This window comes from Prevotella fusca JCM 17724 (assembly GCF_001262015.1).
In the GTDB taxonomy this organism is placed as follows: Bacteria; Bacteroidota; Bacteroidia; order Bacteroidales; family Bacteroidaceae; genus Prevotella; species Prevotella fusca.
In genome coordinates this window covers 1,225,048-1,242,702 of the sequence record NZ_CP012075.1, presented here as the reverse complement: position 1 = coordinate 1,242,702, position 17,655 = coordinate 1,225,048, and the positions used below count along the sequence as shown (strand labels likewise).

The window sequence follows — 17,655 nt, the reverse complement described above, 5'->3', positions numbered from 1 at the left end:
GTCGGACAGTAATAGTTGAGAACAAGTGTTTGTCAGATGCCTGTCAGTTGTCAGTTCAAGCCCAAACCATCCAGGTCCTGATGAACTGGGCTGGACTGAAAGTGATTCCGCTTTGGAGCGTATGCTGTTTCTATCTTATCGGGCAGCAATAACGAAAACCTGACAAGGAATGTTAAAGGTGGATAAAATACGGATGAGAAACTTGCATGTACGGGGTTATCTTTCTATATTTGCAGTATATATTTGCGTATATATTGTAGGAAACAATATTCTATTATACAACAGATTGCAATTCTTCCTCTTCTTCCAGAGCAAGACTGTTCACAGCCGCACAGAGGAGACTTCAGGAAGTTGTTTGAGGTTTTCTCTTTTTTTGTCCCTTGCAGGATGATGCAGAGTTGCCTCTCTGATCATTATTTATTAACAACTTAAAATTTTTTCAATCATGGGTTCATTCAGAGCAACATTGGAATTGGGTGGCAAGGAGTATGACGTACTCTATTCCAACTACGAGTTCAGCCGCAACACCGACAGCAAGGGCAAGCCTTCATCAAGCATCTCGGGCGGCCGCGTAAGCGTGACGGTAGAGTCAACGGACGACACTACGGCCATCGAGGCCATGCTCAACAGCCAGTTCAAGGCCGTCGAGGGCAAGATCGTCTACAAGAAGACCGAGGAGGACGCGAAGATGAAGGAGATCTGCTTCAGGAATGCGTACATCGTCCACTACAAGGAGACGCTGAACGTTGAGAACGAGACTCCGATGACCATTGCGATGACCTTCTCTGCGGAGACCATCACGGTGGGCAATGCGGAGCTTGACAACCGCTGGCCACGCACATAAGCCGACGGACAGCAGGGAGGGTATGTCAGGGAGCAGGGCTCCCGGCATGCCCTCCTGCCTTATGCCTACATCCCTTTCCTTATGATCATCCCTTTCCCGACAGACATCACCACAGTAAAAACGATACGACATGGCATTTCCCGACATACGCTTCACCGTGACCATCGGTGACACTGCAATCCCTACCTTCAAGTCCTTCCGCCTGGAACAGCGCATAGGCGACCATCATTACTTCGAGCTGGTCCTCGACCTCGAGACCGGCAGCAGCCGCTTCTCACATGACATGGGCGGCAGCTCCGACTGGCTCAGCGAGCCCCTGACCGTCCGCATAGACGGCAGCACCTCCTTCCTGGGCGTGGTGACGAACGTCCACATGCACCGTGAGGACAGCGAGTTCGGGCATCTCGTCGTGTCCGGCTACTCCGCCACCTACCGACTGGAGACCGCCCCCGGCAACTTCTCATGGACAGGGAAGAAGATCGGAGAGATCGTCAGCCGGCTCTGTGACGATGCGAATGTTGGGTCACGGGTCAATGCCGCCTATGACGGCAGGCCTGACTATCTCTGCCAGTACGGCGAGTCCCAGTTCGGTTTCATCCGCCGCCTTGCCTCACAGTACAAGGAATGGCTCTACTATGACGGCACATCCCTCGTCTTCGGCCGCCCCAAGACACTTCCCGACTCGGTCTGCCTTGAGTTCGGCACCACCCTCTCGTCGCTTGACATCGGCATCCAGACGCTTGCCCGTCCCAAGAAGGCCTACAGCTACCACTCCTCGTCCGACCAGCAGATGGACGAGGCGAGCCCGTCGGAGACGGCCGGGCAGGACCTCCTTGCCCGCAAGGCGGTGGCAGCCTCGATGAAGCTGTTCAGCGTCCCTGCACGCCAGTATGCCGAGCAGCGTGTCAACTCCGGTCCGGAGCTGGTGGACTACATGCGCCGCAAGCAGTCGGCAGAGACGGCGGAGAGCCACTACGTCACCGCCGAGAGCCGTGTCCCGGGGCTGTGCGTGGGCAGCGTCGTCAAGATAGACAGCTCCTTCTACCAGTCCTTCAGGTCCCTCTCCCGCAGGACGCTGGGCGAGTTCATCATCACCGAGATCGTGCACGAGGTGGGCGAGGACGGCTACTACCGCAACCGTTTCAAGGCTCTCCCCTCCGCCCTTGAGGTGATTCCCGTACCCGACGCACGCATCCCGCATGCCGAGACGCAGATGGCGACGGTGACCAGGAACGACGACCCTAAGGGCAGCGGCCGCATCCAGGTGCGGATGAACTGGCAGGCTGACGACATGAACACGAACTGGATCCGTGTGATGACACCGGATGGTGGTAGCAGTAGTGACGTGAAGAGCAACCGCGGCTTCGTATTCATCCCCGAGGTAGGCGACCATGTCCTCGTCGGCTTCCGCCACGGCGACCCCTCCCGTCCCTATGCCATGGGCAGCCTGTTCAACGGTTTCACGGGAAAGGGCGGCGGTCCAAAGAACAGTATTAAAAGTCTCAGGACACGTAGTGGCATTTCCGTTATCCTCAACGATGATAACAGGTCACTTGAAATAAAAGATGCAGGCGGCAGTTCCATTCATTTGGATGGAAATGGAAACATCTTGCTTAATGCCCCTAAGAACATACAGCTCCATGCTGGTAATGATATGTCCTTCATGGCAGGTCACGACCTGCAAGTCAACGTTGGGAACACACAGACAACGAACATTGGTAATATGCTGCTGACCAATGTGATGCAGAAGATATTGGTAAACACACCCTTCATGCAGCAGCTTGTTGCGGACTTCTTCCACACTCAGGCTGGAAAGGCATTGCTCAACTCTCAGAATCAAATAAAGATCGAGGCTCCGGAGACGAATGTGGTAGGCGAGCAGGAACTTTTTATACATTCTGCAAACAAGACGGTGGTGAATTCACAAGGTACGATGGAGATGCGTGGAGAACAAGGCATGCACGAACTGAATACAGCTAAAGAATATGAAACAGTAAAAGAGGAAATAGGAACAAAGGTATGTGTACAGTTTAGAACATCAGAAAGTTATAGCGGCGAGTTCGGCTTTGACTGGGTACGTTTTGCAGACTCGGAGAGAACTGGAGATATAGAGGAAAACCGCTACGACAAGATAATCGGTTCTTGTAAGGGAGAAGGGAATAACTTCAAACAAAAAACCAATAAATACTATAAGTTCCTATCCGAATACAAGCAACAGTATATCATACCTTGGAAGAAGAAAGAAGCAGAAGCCGCTAAAGCTGCTACTCTTACTACAGGGACTGATGATGGTAAAAAATCAACAGACTATCTCTATGTAGTACCAGTGATGACTCTGAGACAAGGCAATTCTGCCGATTTGGTTTTGAACATAGACGTTAATGAGAAAGCCAAATCATTTAAATACGAATATGACACTAAACTCTTTTCTTTAAACAAGACCACTGTTAAAATATGTGACAAGGGCTCTTACAAAGGTGAAAACGGAGACACGTTGAGAATAACATGCAAACAAGAGTTCTCGGAAGACAAGGAGATATGTCTTTATGCCTATGATGGGCAGGAGAATAAATCGCTGGCAGGTAAATTAATTGTAAAAGCCAATGATGACAAGCATCGGTATGCCTTGGATGTGGTGTTGGTGAGGGTGAAGACTTGTATTAAAGATAATAACATCTCATATCCACCAGAATGTTCTTCTCATAAAACTATCTTAGAAAATTATTTTGCCCAATGTTATATAGATGCTAATATAAAGGAATGTGAGCTTGATTTAACAACACAAGAGCGGAAGACAGCTTTTCTCGCTTATACAGAAGGAGGCTATCTAAAGGGAACAGAATTGCCTACTCGTGTATTTAAATACCTTGCAAAGACATTTAATGGAGACAAGGTAACGTCAAAATATAAGGAGTATCACAAAATATTTTTTCTTAACGAAAAGAATGAAGATGAAAGATTATATGGACAAGCCAGAAAAATTCGCTCTAAGGAAGTTGTTGTATTAGCACCAGGCTTGCACGATACCACCTGCGCACATGAGCTATTTCATGCATTGGGATTATACCATTCATTTAGTAGTTCAAACTTACATACTTTTGAGAAGAATAAAACAGATAATATTATGGATTATTCAGACGTATCTGACAATCCTATACCTGTAGTAGCTACATGGCAATTCCAATGGGACATTCTCCACAAAAAATTGCTGACAATAGCTCAATTGAAAAAAGAGGAGGAACGGAGAAAAAATCGACAGACTACTAATTAAGTTTATATAAGAATGATGAAGCAAATAATTATTTTGATTACAGCACTTATGATAATAAGCGGTTGTAAAGCACAGAATGCCGATAGTAATAATATCAAAAAGAACAAGAATATGGAAAGAACAACTGAGAAATTTGATTCGTGGAAATATTACACACAAAGACAAGGAAGTGAGTATATTTTTGAAGATTACTTACAGGGGAAAGTACGTCAGTTTGGGGGAGACAATGGGTCTGAGTTTGTTGAATATGCAAGGAAACAGAATGAACTATTTGGCACTTACAAAGAATTCTATAATAAAACTAAGACACTCAAGAAAGTAGGAAAGTATTATTATAATGAGTTTAATATAGGTCTTTGGAAAATATATGATGAGAATGGTTATTTAATAGAAGCTATAGATAAAGATCTTCCTTATAAAAAATATCCATGGGAGAAAGTAGAGAAGTTTGTAAAGGAAGAGTTAAAGCTGGATTTATTCGATAAGAATGTTTCTATAAGGCGATATGTAAGTGATAAAACCAATATACCAGTATGGATTATTCATTACAAGGTAGGATCAAATATAGTTTCTATTAGAATAAATGCCAATACAGGAGAAATTATAAAGAAAGGTACAAATCCTATAATAAAGTAAAATGGTGAAAATTGTAACTGATGGAGCTATTATGTGTTGTACTTTAGGAACTTGGCAAGCTAAGTTGACGGTTCTTAGTCAAAGTTTCCGAAGTATTTCGGGAGCATTGGTAGCGACGGAGGAGGATAAAATAGGTTTAGATAATATCCCCTGTTTTGGTGTGTGTAGATACAGTTATCCCTATCCATCCTGTATTCCTCAACCCCAAGGCTGGCAGCAAACAACACAGAAAGACAGCGTCAATGGGATGAAAAAGCTGACGGAGCAGTCATTCTGTATGTGTGCCAAAGGCGGAAGAATATCTTTTGTTGATACAGGAAGTAATACGTTTGTGGAGAGTGAATAAAAACACTCACTTTCAACCCTTATGATGCGTTGTAGATGTCTTTGTACCAATAGACAGCGTATGCCACTGACCGAGACCCAGATAGCAACCGTACTCGGCAATGCTGACCCTGACGGAAAGGACCGTGTGCCTGTACGCATGAACTGGCAGGCTGACGACATGAACACGAACTGGATCCGTGTGATGACCCCTGATGCAGGCAAGAGCGGTGACGTGAAGTCCAACCGCGGCTTCGTCTTCATCCCCGAGGTAGGCGACCATGTCCTCGTCGGCTTCCGCCACGGCGATTCCTCCCGTCCCTATGTCATGGGCAGCCTGTTCAACGAATCGACAGGTGGTGGCGGCGGCAAGGGCAACAACTGCAAGAGCCTTACCAGCCGCAGCGGCAGCTCGCTGATGCTCGATGACTCAAAGGGTAGCGTTACATTGCACGATAAGGGCGGCGTTAAAATGAACTTTGATGGTAATGGCAATCTTACCGCAACATCAAGACAGTCACATGTCATTAATTCTGGTAATGCTACAAAAATTAATGTTGGCGGGAAAAAAGGCTCCGGGACACAGTCTGCTTTGTCGATGGATAATCAAGGAGTAATTGATTTGACAAGTAAAAAAAGTATTACCCTAAAGGTTGGCTCAAGTACCCTTACAATGTCGTCTGATGGAAATATTAAGATCAGTTGTAAGAAATTCTTGGTAGACTCATCTATAGAGAGCGCCATCACAGCTAATAAAAGTATGTTGCATATTACCCCTTTAATGGCAAAAATGTTTGGTAATAGTCTTTCTGTTGTATCCAGTGATGGTCAGACGGGTGTAATATCAAAAACTCAAATGACCATTGCTTCTGCTTCGGATAAGGTATTGGTTAATGGTTCTTCCGAAGTTTCCATTAATGCTTCAAAGGTCAAGTTAAACTCATAAAAAATGGGTAAAGGTGCAGCCCGTACGGGAATTGACACAGCCGGACATTCCGGACTTATAAATACAGGTAGTTTTGATGTGTTTATAGACGGACTCCCTGCAGCAAGGGTAGGGGACGGCTTTGTATGCCCTTCACTGGGGCATAATGGTGGAGGAGTCATAAAAGAAGGCTCTTCTACCGTTTTAATAAACGGTAAGGCTGCAGCTCGTAAAGGGGACCCAACTATGTGTGGAGAACTCCCATTACCAGAATTAGGTCTAAAGCCAAAAGAGTATGATTACAGCTCGGATCTTAAAAGGCAGCTTCCTAATGATGGCTATGCTAATATGTTTGGAGCCAGTTTATCTCTTACGGATAAAAATCAAAATGGTGAATATGACACAGTTGACGCTAGTGCTTCGGTTTTTGATACGAAAATAAAAACTCCTGACTGGAAACCCTTTGGAGATAAGGGGCTTGGGGTTGGCTTTGAAACGGGCCTCTCTTATATGTCAGGTCAGGCTAAAGGTGGAATTTACAATGAAGGCACTTACGGAGCTGAAGGTGAAATAGGTGGTAGTGTGTTACATGATGAAATAAAAGGGCATATAGGAAAAGAGGGTGAACTGTATCAAGAGGCAGGAGCAAGTGCAGATCTTTTCTACGCCGAAGCAAATGCAAAGTCCGAATACATAATTGATACTGAAGAAATGAGATATGGGCAAATGTTCAGTGCTGGAGCTGAGGCCGGAGTTGTAAAATATGATGTTGAAGGAAAGTATGATTACTTCGGTATCTTAAAAGGTGAATATAAGTATGGAGGCAGTCTTGCTGACGTAGGTGCCTCTACAAACATAGGTTTCTATCTTGATCTTGATGATGCGGAAGCTCATTTTGAAATTGGAGGTAAATTAGCAGTTTTTGTTGGTATTGAGGGTGATTTGTCTGTGACCTTATCTTTAAAATTCCTTAAGGAGCCTGTTTTAGGAGTAATCGGATATATAAATGATGTGTTAGGAATTGTAGAACCCAAAAATGGAACGGTACTAACCGGAAGTTCTACGGTAATAATTGGAGATTAGTAACAATGAGATTTGCTTTATTTATTATTTTATGTTTTATATTTTATTTCTTATCATTCGTGATGTATAAGAAATACCATATTAAGAAACTTGCAATTAATTATTTATTATGTTTATTAGGGACATCTGCAATGTATGCACTCAGCGTCTTGCTTTTACGTTCCAATACAGAAGCATTGGGATATTGTTTCAGTTTCTTCAATTCGGCACTTCTCATTATTGTATTCAATTTGATAATCCTTGTCGCAAGAGTTGCGATAAAATTCATAGGCAAGCTCTTGTTGGGATTTCATATGAAACACAATCCCTTTCTGACAGATGACCGTAAGGTTCAGATGATAGATCGATATATATCCGTATTTACAGGTTTGTTTAGGTTTCTTCAATTAGCCAGCTGCATAATATTTATAATAATGATAATGTTTGGTTAAGACCAGTTTATCAGTTTTCACAAAACAACTATAGAAAATGAAAGGTTTACATAAAACAGAAGAATTTCCACTTCAGCAATCTTATTCTAAGGAAGAACAGATAGAGCGTTATTGGAAGTGTAACTATACAGAGGGTGAGTCTCAGCTATCCTATTGGATCCTGTTGCCTAAGGACGTTAAGCCTTTGGAGATAAAGAAGAAGGAGATTGAAGGCCTTAATCTATATAATATTGGCCGTTACGTGAGTACTGACACTAACTTTGCAATGCTGGAAGTCAACGTCTATTATGAGCATTACGAGTATGAGATGAATGCTTCGGACTGGCTTGCAAAAAAACTTAGCATGATGGGGGAAGATGTGCTTCATTATCGTAAGATAGAGGGGAAGTCAACTGGAACTTATATTGATGTGCTCACATCAAAGAAAGTTACGGAGGACAAGACAGTTATTTCCCGTTTTACGGTCTTGAAAGATTATGATATGCTTTATTCTGGAGCTAACTATTTTATGGTCAAGGCCTCCTGCTTTGAGAATGATTATTGGGAGAGAGTGAAGGATATCCTACAGATAACAAATAATTGGGACTTGATAAACAAGACGGAATGGAATATGGCAGAAAACCTTCAGCCTTTCTTGTATGATGTTGGAGACAGCAGATATGAGTTCTATTATCCGGTATCGTGGAGCTTGTTCCGTAACTCAAAAGACCTGGATTCAACAGCAGAACCTATCCGTTTTCTTCTTAGACATGAAAAGGAGGGGAAGATTGTTGCTGGCATAACAGTTTTGTTATACACAAGTACCGGGCAGGGACGTTTTGAGAAGATCACTTCGGACATAATGCATCGTGTCAATAGCCAGCCAGAGGTTGAATGTACTATAGAAAAGGAGACTATTGAAAACTGGAAGAATCCTTCCTTGAAGAGGCTCACCTATATGCAGGGCGAACTAAAAGACCTCACCAATGAGACGAAGGCGTGCCTTATGTCATATTTGGCAGATAGTAATGCTGGTATTTTTTATATAGAATATATCGGTTCCAGACCTAATCTTCAGAACAACAATTGGGAAGAGGGAAAGCGTTGTCTTGAGCTAATACTGTCTTCATTCAATAATTTAAACTTTGGCAAGAGCTGATGTCTCTGTGACATTCTCAGTGAAGCCTATTGTTGACTTCGTAGCTTGCTTGATAACTCCTAAGGATGGAACAATATTAACAGGCAGTTCCACTGTCATAATTGGATAAAGAAAATATGAGTATCGTATTGTTTTTTGTATTGCTTTTCTTACATTATTTCTTGTCAATAAGAATGTGGCAGAAGTATCGGGGGAAGAAGTTGGCACTGTTTTATCTTGCTTGTCTTGCCGGTACGGGAATCCTGTATCTGCTCAGTTACTATGCATTGTCTGGGTATGACAGAGGAGCCTTGCGTCTCTGTCATGGCTTTTTCGGTTCGCTTCTTATCGTGCTTGTAATCGACCTGCTTTTAATCCTTCAGGTAGCAATCGTCATTAAGATAATGGACTTTGTAAGGCAGAAAGTCATTAATAGCAATATGATTTCTGCAGAGGGTAATCCGCTGGATAAATACCGGAACTTGTACATTATATGGATGAGAGGTATTTTCTTTTTGGGATGTATCGTTCTGATAATGGGTTGTATGTTCAGTTAGGAACAATCCTTAGCCCCTTCATGAGACTACTTCATTATCCGGGGCAGAATAAAGAAGCAAAAAACAGCTCTTGCAAATAGCAAAGGAAGCTGTAGAGTATAATGTCGAACACATTTGTGAATACAAGCTACATAAAATATAGAAATATCTCTCTTACGAAGAATCTGCATACATTAATCATAAACAGTGGCAAGACCCGACGTATGGAACAAAAGACAAGTCTATTCCAATATTCTTTAAGAAAAGCCTGACGGGTTTAGAGTCTTGCGCCAGTGAAACAGACTTGCTTACGATTTGTTCCTCTGTAAATAATAAAGTTCGTCGAGCTTTATCTTGCACATGAATTACCGTCAAAAGAGTTCGACAGGCTCTTTGGGGCAGACATGGAACGGCTGGGACTGAAGGATTGAGTAAGTTAATAAGTTGACGGGGTGACAAGTTGCTTGCAAAGTGGAAAAGGTGTAAGAAAAGTCGGGATTGTTCCAGATTATTTATTTCGGTTTTAACCAGACCTGCAAAAACACTCAGCATTCTGCAAGATAGAATAAGCAACAATTACCGATTAAAAACTTTCTCATTGTAATAATTTAGAAAGTATAGAGCTGATAAGCCAATTGACGGCTTTAAGAAATCTTCATGTAGAGAAGTGTAAACAACTTGTGGATTTTTCCTTTCTCGAAGGATAGAATCCATGCCTCATCTGAAGAAAATAAACTTCTGGGATTGTAAGGACGGAAATATGAATCCATTATTAAAGTCTCAGTCATTATAGAATTGGTGAACTTCTATCCCTATAAGAAACATTACATATCTTGTGGCTTAATCCTATAGGAAAGATTTTTCTCACCACAAGCAACTGGTAAACCTCTCAATTCATCAACCTTTCAACTCGTTAACCCGTCAAGTTGTCAAGTTGTTCAGTCCTTCAGTCCCAACCGCTCCATATCCGCCCCGTAAAGGCGGTTGAACTCCTTGGAAGGTAGTTCATGTGCAAGGTAAAGCTCCACGAACTTCTTATTTACACTGGGGCTTATGGTAACATGCTCATCCATACCTAAAGTTTCATGACCTGACAATGCCCGCTTGAAGAAGATGGGAACCGGATTATCCCTTGTGCCGTAAGCCGGATCCTGCCATTGCTGACGATTAACGTAGGCAGAGAAACTTCTAATATTATAGAGGAAATCTATTCTTAGAACTTCCAGGTCATCGTACCAGGTCTTTTCGCCACTGCCTCTCAAGGCGACATTATAGCCGCCTGTAAAGGTTACAACACCTAAATACTTCTTATACTTAGGCGAATAGAAGTAAATCAGGTCATAAGTGGCTGTTCGCGTCTGCGCTACTCCCATAAACCATCCACTGGTAGTAAAGACATCGTCATACGTATCTATCTCATGATTATTCTCGGGAAGTCTCACGACGATTGTGTCCGAGTTCTTTATATACGTGTCTGCATAAGGAATGGCGGCTTTGTTGCCACCAAGCGTAAACCTCGTTATAATAAAGACAAGCAATGGTGCACCTACAACAAGCGCAAAGACTGTACCTGATGAAGAGGCTATCCATGTTCCTCGTTTAAGAAAGTTGTTTCCCATTCATTTGTGAATCTAAATTATTCCAGTAAGGACTTCATGCTCCCTGGTCCAGTGACCTGTAACCATCGGAAGAACAAGCCATCGGGGACAAGGAAGTAGTCCGACGCATGCTCGCTATCAGACACCTCGCCTATCCCGATACAGCAAACAATCCGGACAACGAGGCTCTGACACGTGACAAAGGTAAACATAAAAAACGAGAAAAACACATCTTTCGGGCTTATCAAAGGCAGACTGCAAAACCTTTCCGCCCGGAAACAGGACTATCTTTCAGGGCAAGCTTAATAAAGACTTCTGCAATTCCACAATACTCTGATTTAGATTTACTACAAGCAGCCATGAGCCTCATCGGGGCAATCACTCATCATTGGCAAAATCAATCGCCTCCTTTATCACGTAAAAATCCTTATTCTCGTCCGATATGGAGTCTATCAGCTTAGAGAATTCCGACTCTCCCAAGACTGATCTATAATCATCGAGCATAACATCTAAATTGCCCTTGTACCTTTCCTTTTCATACGGATTTCCTTGCAGATAATACTGGCTTATGTACTTTTTGGCTTCAGAAGGGTTCAAATATAACAGTAACTCAAAGACTTTTGCTTCAAAGAAACTGTCTTTAAGCAATGAAAGTAAAGAATCCAACAGCACACTGTCTTTTGACTTCTCTATCTCTATATCCGACAAGAAAGCCTGTAGCCGTTCCCGACTCTCAAGGTATTCCTTAACTAATAAATCCAGTTCTTTCATCCTTTACACACTTTGTCACTGTCCAACCTAAATCTGTTCATCAGCGTATTCTGAAATCATAACGTCATAAATCCTTTAGTTATTGCCTGATAATAAGACAAATGGATTCCTCAATAATGCTCCGCTAAAACAATACTACTTATTTACACAACGACCAAAGATAAATTTCATAGGTTTCGCATAATGTGTTTATATTTGTCCATACCGAGTTTAATACCAACAGTTCGGTAGGATTTGTGAAAGCCCAAAGGCATATAAATGTAATATACGTTTTCCCCTTTTACCTTATTTTAGGTATTGCGAATCCAAAAGAATATTGATACTTTTGCAATCATTAATTAACATTTACAGGATTGTATTCAAATGAAAAAAGAAGCAATTTATCTATCTCTTGCAATGCTTACAATGGCAATAAAACCTTGTTATGCACAATCACAAGAGCTTGAAGACTCCACATTACATCTCGAGGAGGTAACTATCAGTACCACGCGTATGCCTGAAATAAAGCAGAACGCAGCTGCTACTGTTACCATCATTGACCAAAAGCAGATAGCAGAAATGAGCAAGGCAGCTCCCGATATCACCCATCTTCTGGGTATGCTCACGCCTGGTATGGCACTATCAAGCAATACTACAAGCTCTCGTTCACAATCACTTCGTGGAAGAAGTGCCCTCATCCTGATTGATGGAATACCCCAATCAACCCCTTTACGTTCAACAGACCGTGACATCCGAACCATCGACATCGCTGCTATCGACCATATAGAAGTAGTGAAAGGTTCTACCGCTCTCTATGGTAACGGAGCCATCGGTGGATTGATAAACATCATTACTAAGAAGAATACCACCAACAAGTCTGTTGCTGGAGAAACGACTCTCTCGGGTTCAACTTACAACTTCTTCCGCCAAGGGAAAGGACAAGGTTATCGCATCAACCAGCAGGTTTATGGACGTGTGGGTAAGTTAGATTATCTCGTAAATGGGGCTTTCGGACGTACAGGTAGTGCTGTTGATGGTGACGGAGAGTTTATCTCTCCCCGTTACGGACTCGGTGATACTTATACAACAAATGCACTTGTTAATCTCGGTTATGCCTTGTCTCCAAAGAACAGAATCGAGTTAATGTATAATTACTATCGTAGTTTGCAAGACACAAAACTGGTTCCTTTTGGTGGAAAATACCTCAAAAGCCCTTCTATTGGTATTGTTGACAATAAGGATCCACAGGCAGTTGATGAGGGGACAAGATACAATCACAATGCTTATCTCAAGTTTATTTCAAAAGACCTATTCAAGCATACAGACTTAGAGGTATCCGCCTATGGCTCAAGTTTATATACCATCTTCGACTTCCGTAAGGCGAACCCAGCACAGCCAAGATGGGAAGAAACAAGCGGACAGTCGGCTGTTAAAGATCGTAAGTTTGGTTTTCGCACCCAGTTCAACACACGTCTTGTGTTCTCTGATAATGCTTTCGCACATTTAGCCTATGGTTATGACTACCTCTACAATAAGACTGCTCAACCATTGGTAGATGGTAGATATTGGATGCCATGGCTGACAAGTAGCAACCATGCGCCCTTTGTTCAAATCAAGACAACGCTCTGGCAGCATCTTAACATTAAACTTGGTGGACGTTACGACTTCATTAATGTGAAAGTGCCAGACTATGATGTATTGCGTAATAAGCTCTCTGACCCACAGGTTCAGGTAAAGGGTGGCTCGCTGAATTACAATAACATGTCCTTTAACGTTGGACTTTCTTATAACAAGTATCCTGCTTTTCAACCATTCATAGCCTACTCTCAAGGCTTTTCCATATTTGATTTAGGACGTACATTACGTGCAGCTAAAGCCGATGTGCTCTCTAAAATATCAACGGAACCAGTAAAGACAAACAACTACGAGATAGGTGTTTACTCTGATATCAACCATTGGTTGCAACTGAATGGTTCTGTTTTCCACACCTATTCTAAGTTAGGAAGTGACCTCAAGATAGAAAATGGTTTCTGGGTTGTAAACCGTACTCCACAGAAGGTATATGGCGTAGAATTGAGTGCTGATGCACAAATCTTAGAGAACTTGAAGGCTGGTGCTAACTTCTCATGGTTTGAAGGTAAGCTCAAATCAGAATCAGGAAATTGGGACACATACATGTCAAATATCTCCATCCCAGCTGCCAAATTGGCTATGTATGTCAACTATGCTCCTGTCAAGAACACCTATCTCCGGTTGCAGTACTTACACACAGGGAAACGTGATAGATTTGCTCCTAACGGCACAGGGGTGTATAAAGAAGGAGAAGGAAGAGTAAGTCGTATCAACTTGTTAAATCTCACTGCAGGTGTGAAAATGAAGGTTTGCGACTTGAGTTTAGCAATATCCAACCTACTAAACTACACTTATTACACACCAGCATCCATGATGATGGCACGCAATGCAGAGTATGCCCATGGCGATGGACGTAAGTTTACGCTCACCGCAGTATTCAAGTATTAAGATTTATTCAATCGGTTTCTGACACTCATATATTAGACTAATTAGGCTTAATGAACCTAATTAGTCTATTTTTTAGTGTTGTCCGGGACATTCTGATTGCAACTTCATCTTTGCCTGTTCGACAAGTCCGATTACAGATACCGCAACCTGTTGTGTATGCCAGTTGTTAATGGGCATCTTCAAGAGATCATTGTCGGCAATGTACTCCGTCAGTCCCATTCTTTCACGGATGTTCAGCCATAAGAGAATCTCAACAGGATAGATGAAATAATCCGACGAGGGGAAGTCTGGCGTATGGTCCTTGTGCTCATTCTCATCAGATAGTCTGTAACTTCCCCGCATCATCCCAGCACCGCAACCTGTTCTGAATCCAAGTCATACAAAAGCGGTTCAGCCACCTGTTCTATGTCTTCGTCCAGCCACATACCTTCCTCTTCCCTGTAAACGTGAAAGCGGAAGTCAACATCTTGTGTCCCGGTAACATAAACGATATAGCAGAACTGCCTTGGAAACAGAGCCTTCATCCTCTCCTTAACAGCTTCAAGGAAAGGGAGAACGCAGCCGATGTTGAAACGCTCATATCTGCTGAGCCGTATCTCATTATGCCACATTTCAAACCCGGTCCTGTCTCCATACCGCTTGGTTATTTCTTCTTCCGAAATGGTTTTACCGTCAAGTGCGCCGCATTCATCATAGACAACACAATCACCCACCTGCCTGACCTTGCCGAGGACATCACAACACGCCTGCTGTACCGGCGTGTCATCGTACTCCTTGACCGTGTCTAACAGCATTGCCATTTCATGATTCATTCTTATCATATCCGTTTCAGCTATCTTCTTCGTGTCACAAATCACCTCACCGCACACACCATCGGAAGCCTCTCTCCCCTACTCTTCCTGCTTGAAGATACTGACAAGACGAGGAAGACGACGAGGAAACAACTGATTTACAACGGCTTACTGCACCAAAGGAGGCAACCCGTCTTTCATTCTTTTCTCATTAATCAGCTTTAACAGTCGTGGAGAATACTTGACCCCGACCACCTCTCTGTCATCTTTTTCCTCTTTTCTTGCTTCTATTCTGCCTATGAAATCATCGAACGACTCCGCTATCAGGAATGTATCTCCCCCAATGGCTGAATCATGCGACCAGTAATACACCTTTCCAAAGCTCTGTTCTTCCAAGGAATAAATGATTAAATCGCCGCTGGCACCTTCACATATGGGAAAGAATTTCATCCCTATCTGCTCATCCGAATAAAACATCCCGATGCTCTTCTCAATACTGACAGCCGTATTGCCGAACCCGAGGAAAGCCCCCACGACAAAATAATCCGAATGTTCCTGTTTCTCCATCGGCGTTACTATCATATCCGTATTGAAACTGGCAAAACCATATTCAGAAACAAAGTCTAACAAGTCCGTGGCAGGAAGCCTGCCCATACGCTCTTTTACGGTATCTAAGAAGGAGTTTATATCATAGTTCCTGTTATCTTCCTTCACTTTTGAAAAGGAGATAAAATCATTAAAACGTTTGATATCCATATCGTTCCTGACTTTATTAAGTTTTCTGTTCCATGACTTCGCATGAGTCTCCTCCATGGCACAACGCCTTCCATTGTCCTCAATCCCGAGACCATTGCCACCCGACAAAGATAGGAAAAATAAATGCAAAACTGTCATCGGAAACAGAATTTTACAAAGAACTGTTTGCTGACCATGGTCGGGAAAAGGGAGGCAGCAAAGCTGTTTTGTGAAGAAAAACCGCAGCACTGAAATCCACAGGTGCTTGATTGCGTTCCAATTAAGCACTGATTGACGTCCAATGGGGCGTTAATTGAAGCCTAACTAAGGCTTAATTGAAGTCCAATTGAGCACACCTTTCTTTACCACATACATAATATGCTGACTGTATCACAGTTACATCACCTCCACCGCACGACTTTCATCCCATGTTTTCATAGCAGTTCCGACCACGAATTATGTAAGGAAAATCATAGCAGCAGACTTTGAATACAAGACTGCACGGGAAACAATCACCCAAACAGTACGAAGACAAGGCGTAACCGACTGCACAACAAAGACATACACCTCACCGAAAATCCACATCAAGCCTCACCCGTCTGCCATATCCCCCCCGTTCTTGACCGTCTGGACCATGTTAATGGTTCTTCCGTCAAATGCGTATATCGGAAACAGAATAGAGGCTTATACACCTGTATGGTATGACTATCCAAAATCAGACTATCTCACAAAAAGGGATAAAGCACAAGATAAAATGCAGAAAAGGCAGATAAATACGATGTCTACCCGTTACCATGTCTTTCCATCTTCTACATACAACTTGTTCCCATACCCACCAATGTTTGTAAACTATTTTCATGCAGTTCAAAACCAATACATGGTCTTTTGGCTTTGAAAAGACGCCCAATTGGCTTGCAATAGATGCCCTTTTGAGGTCTAACTGACGCCCTTTTGAAGTCCAATTAAGCACCTTTTCTTGCACTACTTTATAACTAACTGATTTCCTGTTAGTTGTGAACTTGCTTTTTACACGTGTTTTTGCCTTTATCCGTAGATGTTTTACCCGAAATTATGTCATGATTTTTCAAACCGTTGTCCGCAATTTTAAAGTATTAACATGAAAAGGTTTTCTGCATCGGAGGATGATGATAAAGTAGGTTGCCAAGACCGTCTTGGCTATGTTTTAATTTAACAAATAACTTCAGTTCTTCCGTTAAGGCTATACGAAAAGTGTCCACGCATTTAACGGATGAACCATTTTATTCCTTTGGAAAAGCGACTTATCATGAATTAACAAATACTAAAAATCCACAGAATTATAGACAGTTCGCCCCTCTATCTCAACTTAAAATGCTATCTTTGCAGTTATGAAATTGAAAAAAATATTATTCCTCATAGTCTGTTTATTCTCTTTTACAGGTATCCGAGCGCAGTATAACATCCAGTGCGAAGACACCTGCAGCCACATCCACGGGCTTGACATGAGCCATTACCAAGGGGATGTGTGGTGGGAGACAGTGGCTGAAAACAGCAACCACAAGCTCAATTACGTCTACCTGAAGGCTACCGAAGGCGGCACGCGGATTGACCAGCGTTACCTTGAGAACATCGAGGCTGCGCAACGCTACGGCATGAATGTGGGCTCATACCACTTCTACCGGCCTTCCGTCCCACAGGACGAACAGCTGCGCAACTTCCGTATGCAGTGCCGCCCACAGGACCAGGACCTCATCCCGATGGTTGACGTTGAAACCACGAGCGGACTGGGACGTGAGGCGTTGCGCGACAGCCTGCAGAAGTTCCTCGTGCTGATGACAAGGGAGTATGGCGTCAGACCGTTGGTTTACACTTACACTAACTTCTACAACCGCTACCTCGTCGGTGCACTGGACGGCTATAAGCTCTTCATCGCACAGTACAACGGGCGTGAGCCGGAACTGCAGGACGGCAGGGACATCTTTGCATGGCAGTACACGGGTAAGGGACGCATCAACGGCGTGAACGGATATGTTGACAAGTCACGCCTGATGGGTAAGCACAGCATGCGCGAACTGCGCTACCGGCGAAGGCGATAGCAACCATACGAAGAGAATT

15 protein-coding genes and 1 pseudogene are annotated in these 17,655 nt (G+C 43.1%); 11 read left to right on the top strand and 5 right to left on the bottom strand.

All coding sequences use genetic code 11. The features are described 5' to 3' along the window. Positions 1 to 445: 445 nt before the first annotated feature. The 9 genes and pseudogenes from tssD to ADJ77_RS14310 all read left to right on the top strand — a co-directional run. On the top strand, positions 446 to 844 hold the full coding sequence (tssD, locus tag ADJ77_RS12315) for a type VI secretion system tube protein TssD (RefSeq protein WP_050696135.1): 399 nt from the start codon (positions 446 to 448) through the stop codon (positions 842 to 844). A gap of 130 nt (positions 845 to 974) precedes the next feature. After that, positions 975 to 4,115, top strand: a complete 3,141-nt coding sequence (locus ADJ77_RS12310) for a phage baseplate assembly protein V (protein ID WP_050696482.1) — start codon at positions 975 to 977, stop codon at positions 4,113 to 4,115. A 12-nt stretch (positions 4,116 to 4,127) separates the two neighbouring features. Continuing rightward, complete coding sequence (locus tag ADJ77_RS12305; protein WP_025079079.1) at positions 4,128 to 4,751, top strand: hypothetical protein; 624 nt, start codon at positions 4,128 to 4,130, stop codon at positions 4,749 to 4,751. A gap of 1 nt (position 4,752) precedes the next feature. Continuing rightward, the gene (locus ADJ77_RS12300) at positions 4,753 to 5,097 is read left to right on the top strand and encodes a DUF4280 domain-containing protein (protein ID WP_025079080.1); all 345 of its coding nucleotides are present in this window, start codon (positions 4,753 to 4,755) and stop codon (positions 5,095 to 5,097) included. Between the two features lie 21 nt (positions 5,098 to 5,118). Beyond that, a complete protein-coding gene (locus ADJ77_RS14085; protein ID WP_208595990.1) occupies positions 5,119 to 6,021 on the top strand; it encodes a phage baseplate assembly protein V in 903 nt (300 codons plus the stop codon). A 3-nt stretch (positions 6,022 to 6,024) separates the two neighbouring features. Next, positions 6,025 to 7,083 carry a PAAR domain-containing protein gene (locus ADJ77_RS13630; RefSeq protein WP_025079081.1) on the top strand — a complete coding sequence of 353 codons (1,059 nt, stop codon included), beginning with the start codon at positions 6,025 to 6,027 and terminating at the stop codon, positions 7,081 to 7,083. 468 nt (positions 7,084 to 7,551) lie between these two features. Beyond that, positions 7,552 to 8,652 (top strand): hypothetical protein, encoded by a 1,101-nt coding sequence (locus tag ADJ77_RS12280; protein ID WP_050696479.1) that lies wholly within the window; start codon positions 7,552 to 7,554, stop codon positions 8,650 to 8,652. 173 nt (positions 8,653 to 8,825) lie between these two features. Continuing rightward, positions 8,826 to 9,188: a hypothetical protein gene (locus ADJ77_RS12275; protein WP_025079083.1), complete on the top strand. Its 363-nt coding sequence runs from the start codon at positions 8,826 to 8,828 to the stop codon at positions 9,186 to 9,188. Positions 9,189 to 9,351: 163 nt separating this feature from the next. Next, positions 9,352 to 9,598, top strand: a pseudogene (locus ADJ77_RS14310) (hypothetical protein); the annotation flags it as partial. A gap of 507 nt (positions 9,599 to 10,105) precedes the next feature. Here ADJ77_RS14310 and ADJ77_RS12270 read toward each other — a convergent pair. Together ADJ77_RS12270 and ADJ77_RS12265 are read right to left on the bottom strand one after the other, a co-directional pair. Next, complete coding sequence (locus ADJ77_RS12270; RefSeq protein WP_050696478.1) at positions 10,106 to 10,786, bottom strand: hypothetical protein; 681 nt, start codon at positions 10,784 to 10,786, stop codon at positions 10,106 to 10,108. 357 nt (positions 10,787 to 11,143) lie between these two features. Continuing rightward, positions 11,144 to 11,536 carry a hypothetical protein gene (locus ADJ77_RS12265; RefSeq protein ID WP_025079084.1) on the bottom strand — a complete coding sequence of 131 codons (393 nt, stop codon included), beginning with the start codon at positions 11,534 to 11,536 and terminating at the stop codon, positions 11,144 to 11,146. A 363-nt stretch (positions 11,537 to 11,899) separates the two neighbouring features. Between ADJ77_RS12265 and ADJ77_RS12260 the strand changes: the two genes are divergently transcribed. After that, positions 11,900 to 14,035, top strand: coding sequence for a TonB-dependent receptor (locus ADJ77_RS12260; RefSeq protein WP_025079085.1), 2,136 nt, complete (start codon positions 11,900 to 11,902; stop codon positions 14,033 to 14,035). Between the two features lie 72 nt (positions 14,036 to 14,107). Here the strand turns inward: ADJ77_RS12260 and ADJ77_RS12255 are convergent, their stop codons facing one another. The 3 genes from ADJ77_RS12255 to ADJ77_RS12245 form a co-directional block, all read right to left on the bottom strand. Next, positions 14,108 to 14,380, bottom strand: coding sequence for a hypothetical protein (locus ADJ77_RS12255; protein ID WP_025079086.1), 273 nt, complete (start codon positions 14,378 to 14,380; stop codon positions 14,108 to 14,110). Next, positions 14,377 to 14,856, bottom strand: a complete 480-nt coding sequence (locus ADJ77_RS12250; protein WP_148301624.1) for a hypothetical protein — start codon at positions 14,854 to 14,856, stop codon at positions 14,377 to 14,379. The genes ADJ77_RS12255 and ADJ77_RS12250 overlap by 4 nt, the downstream gene beginning before the upstream one ends. Before the next feature lie 138 nt (positions 14,857 to 14,994). Then, entirely contained in the window at positions 14,995 to 15,582 is a 588-nt protein-coding gene (locus ADJ77_RS12245) for an SMI1/KNR4 family protein (protein ID WP_025079088.1), read from the bottom strand. 1,346 nt (positions 15,583 to 16,928) lie between these two features. Here ADJ77_RS12245 and ADJ77_RS12235 point away from each other — a divergent pair. Beyond that, positions 16,929 to 17,636: a glycoside hydrolase family 25 protein gene (locus tag ADJ77_RS12235; protein ID WP_050696476.1), complete on the top strand. Its 708-nt coding sequence runs from the start codon at positions 16,929 to 16,931 to the stop codon at positions 17,634 to 17,636. Positions 17,637 to 17,655 lie beyond the last annotated feature (19 nt).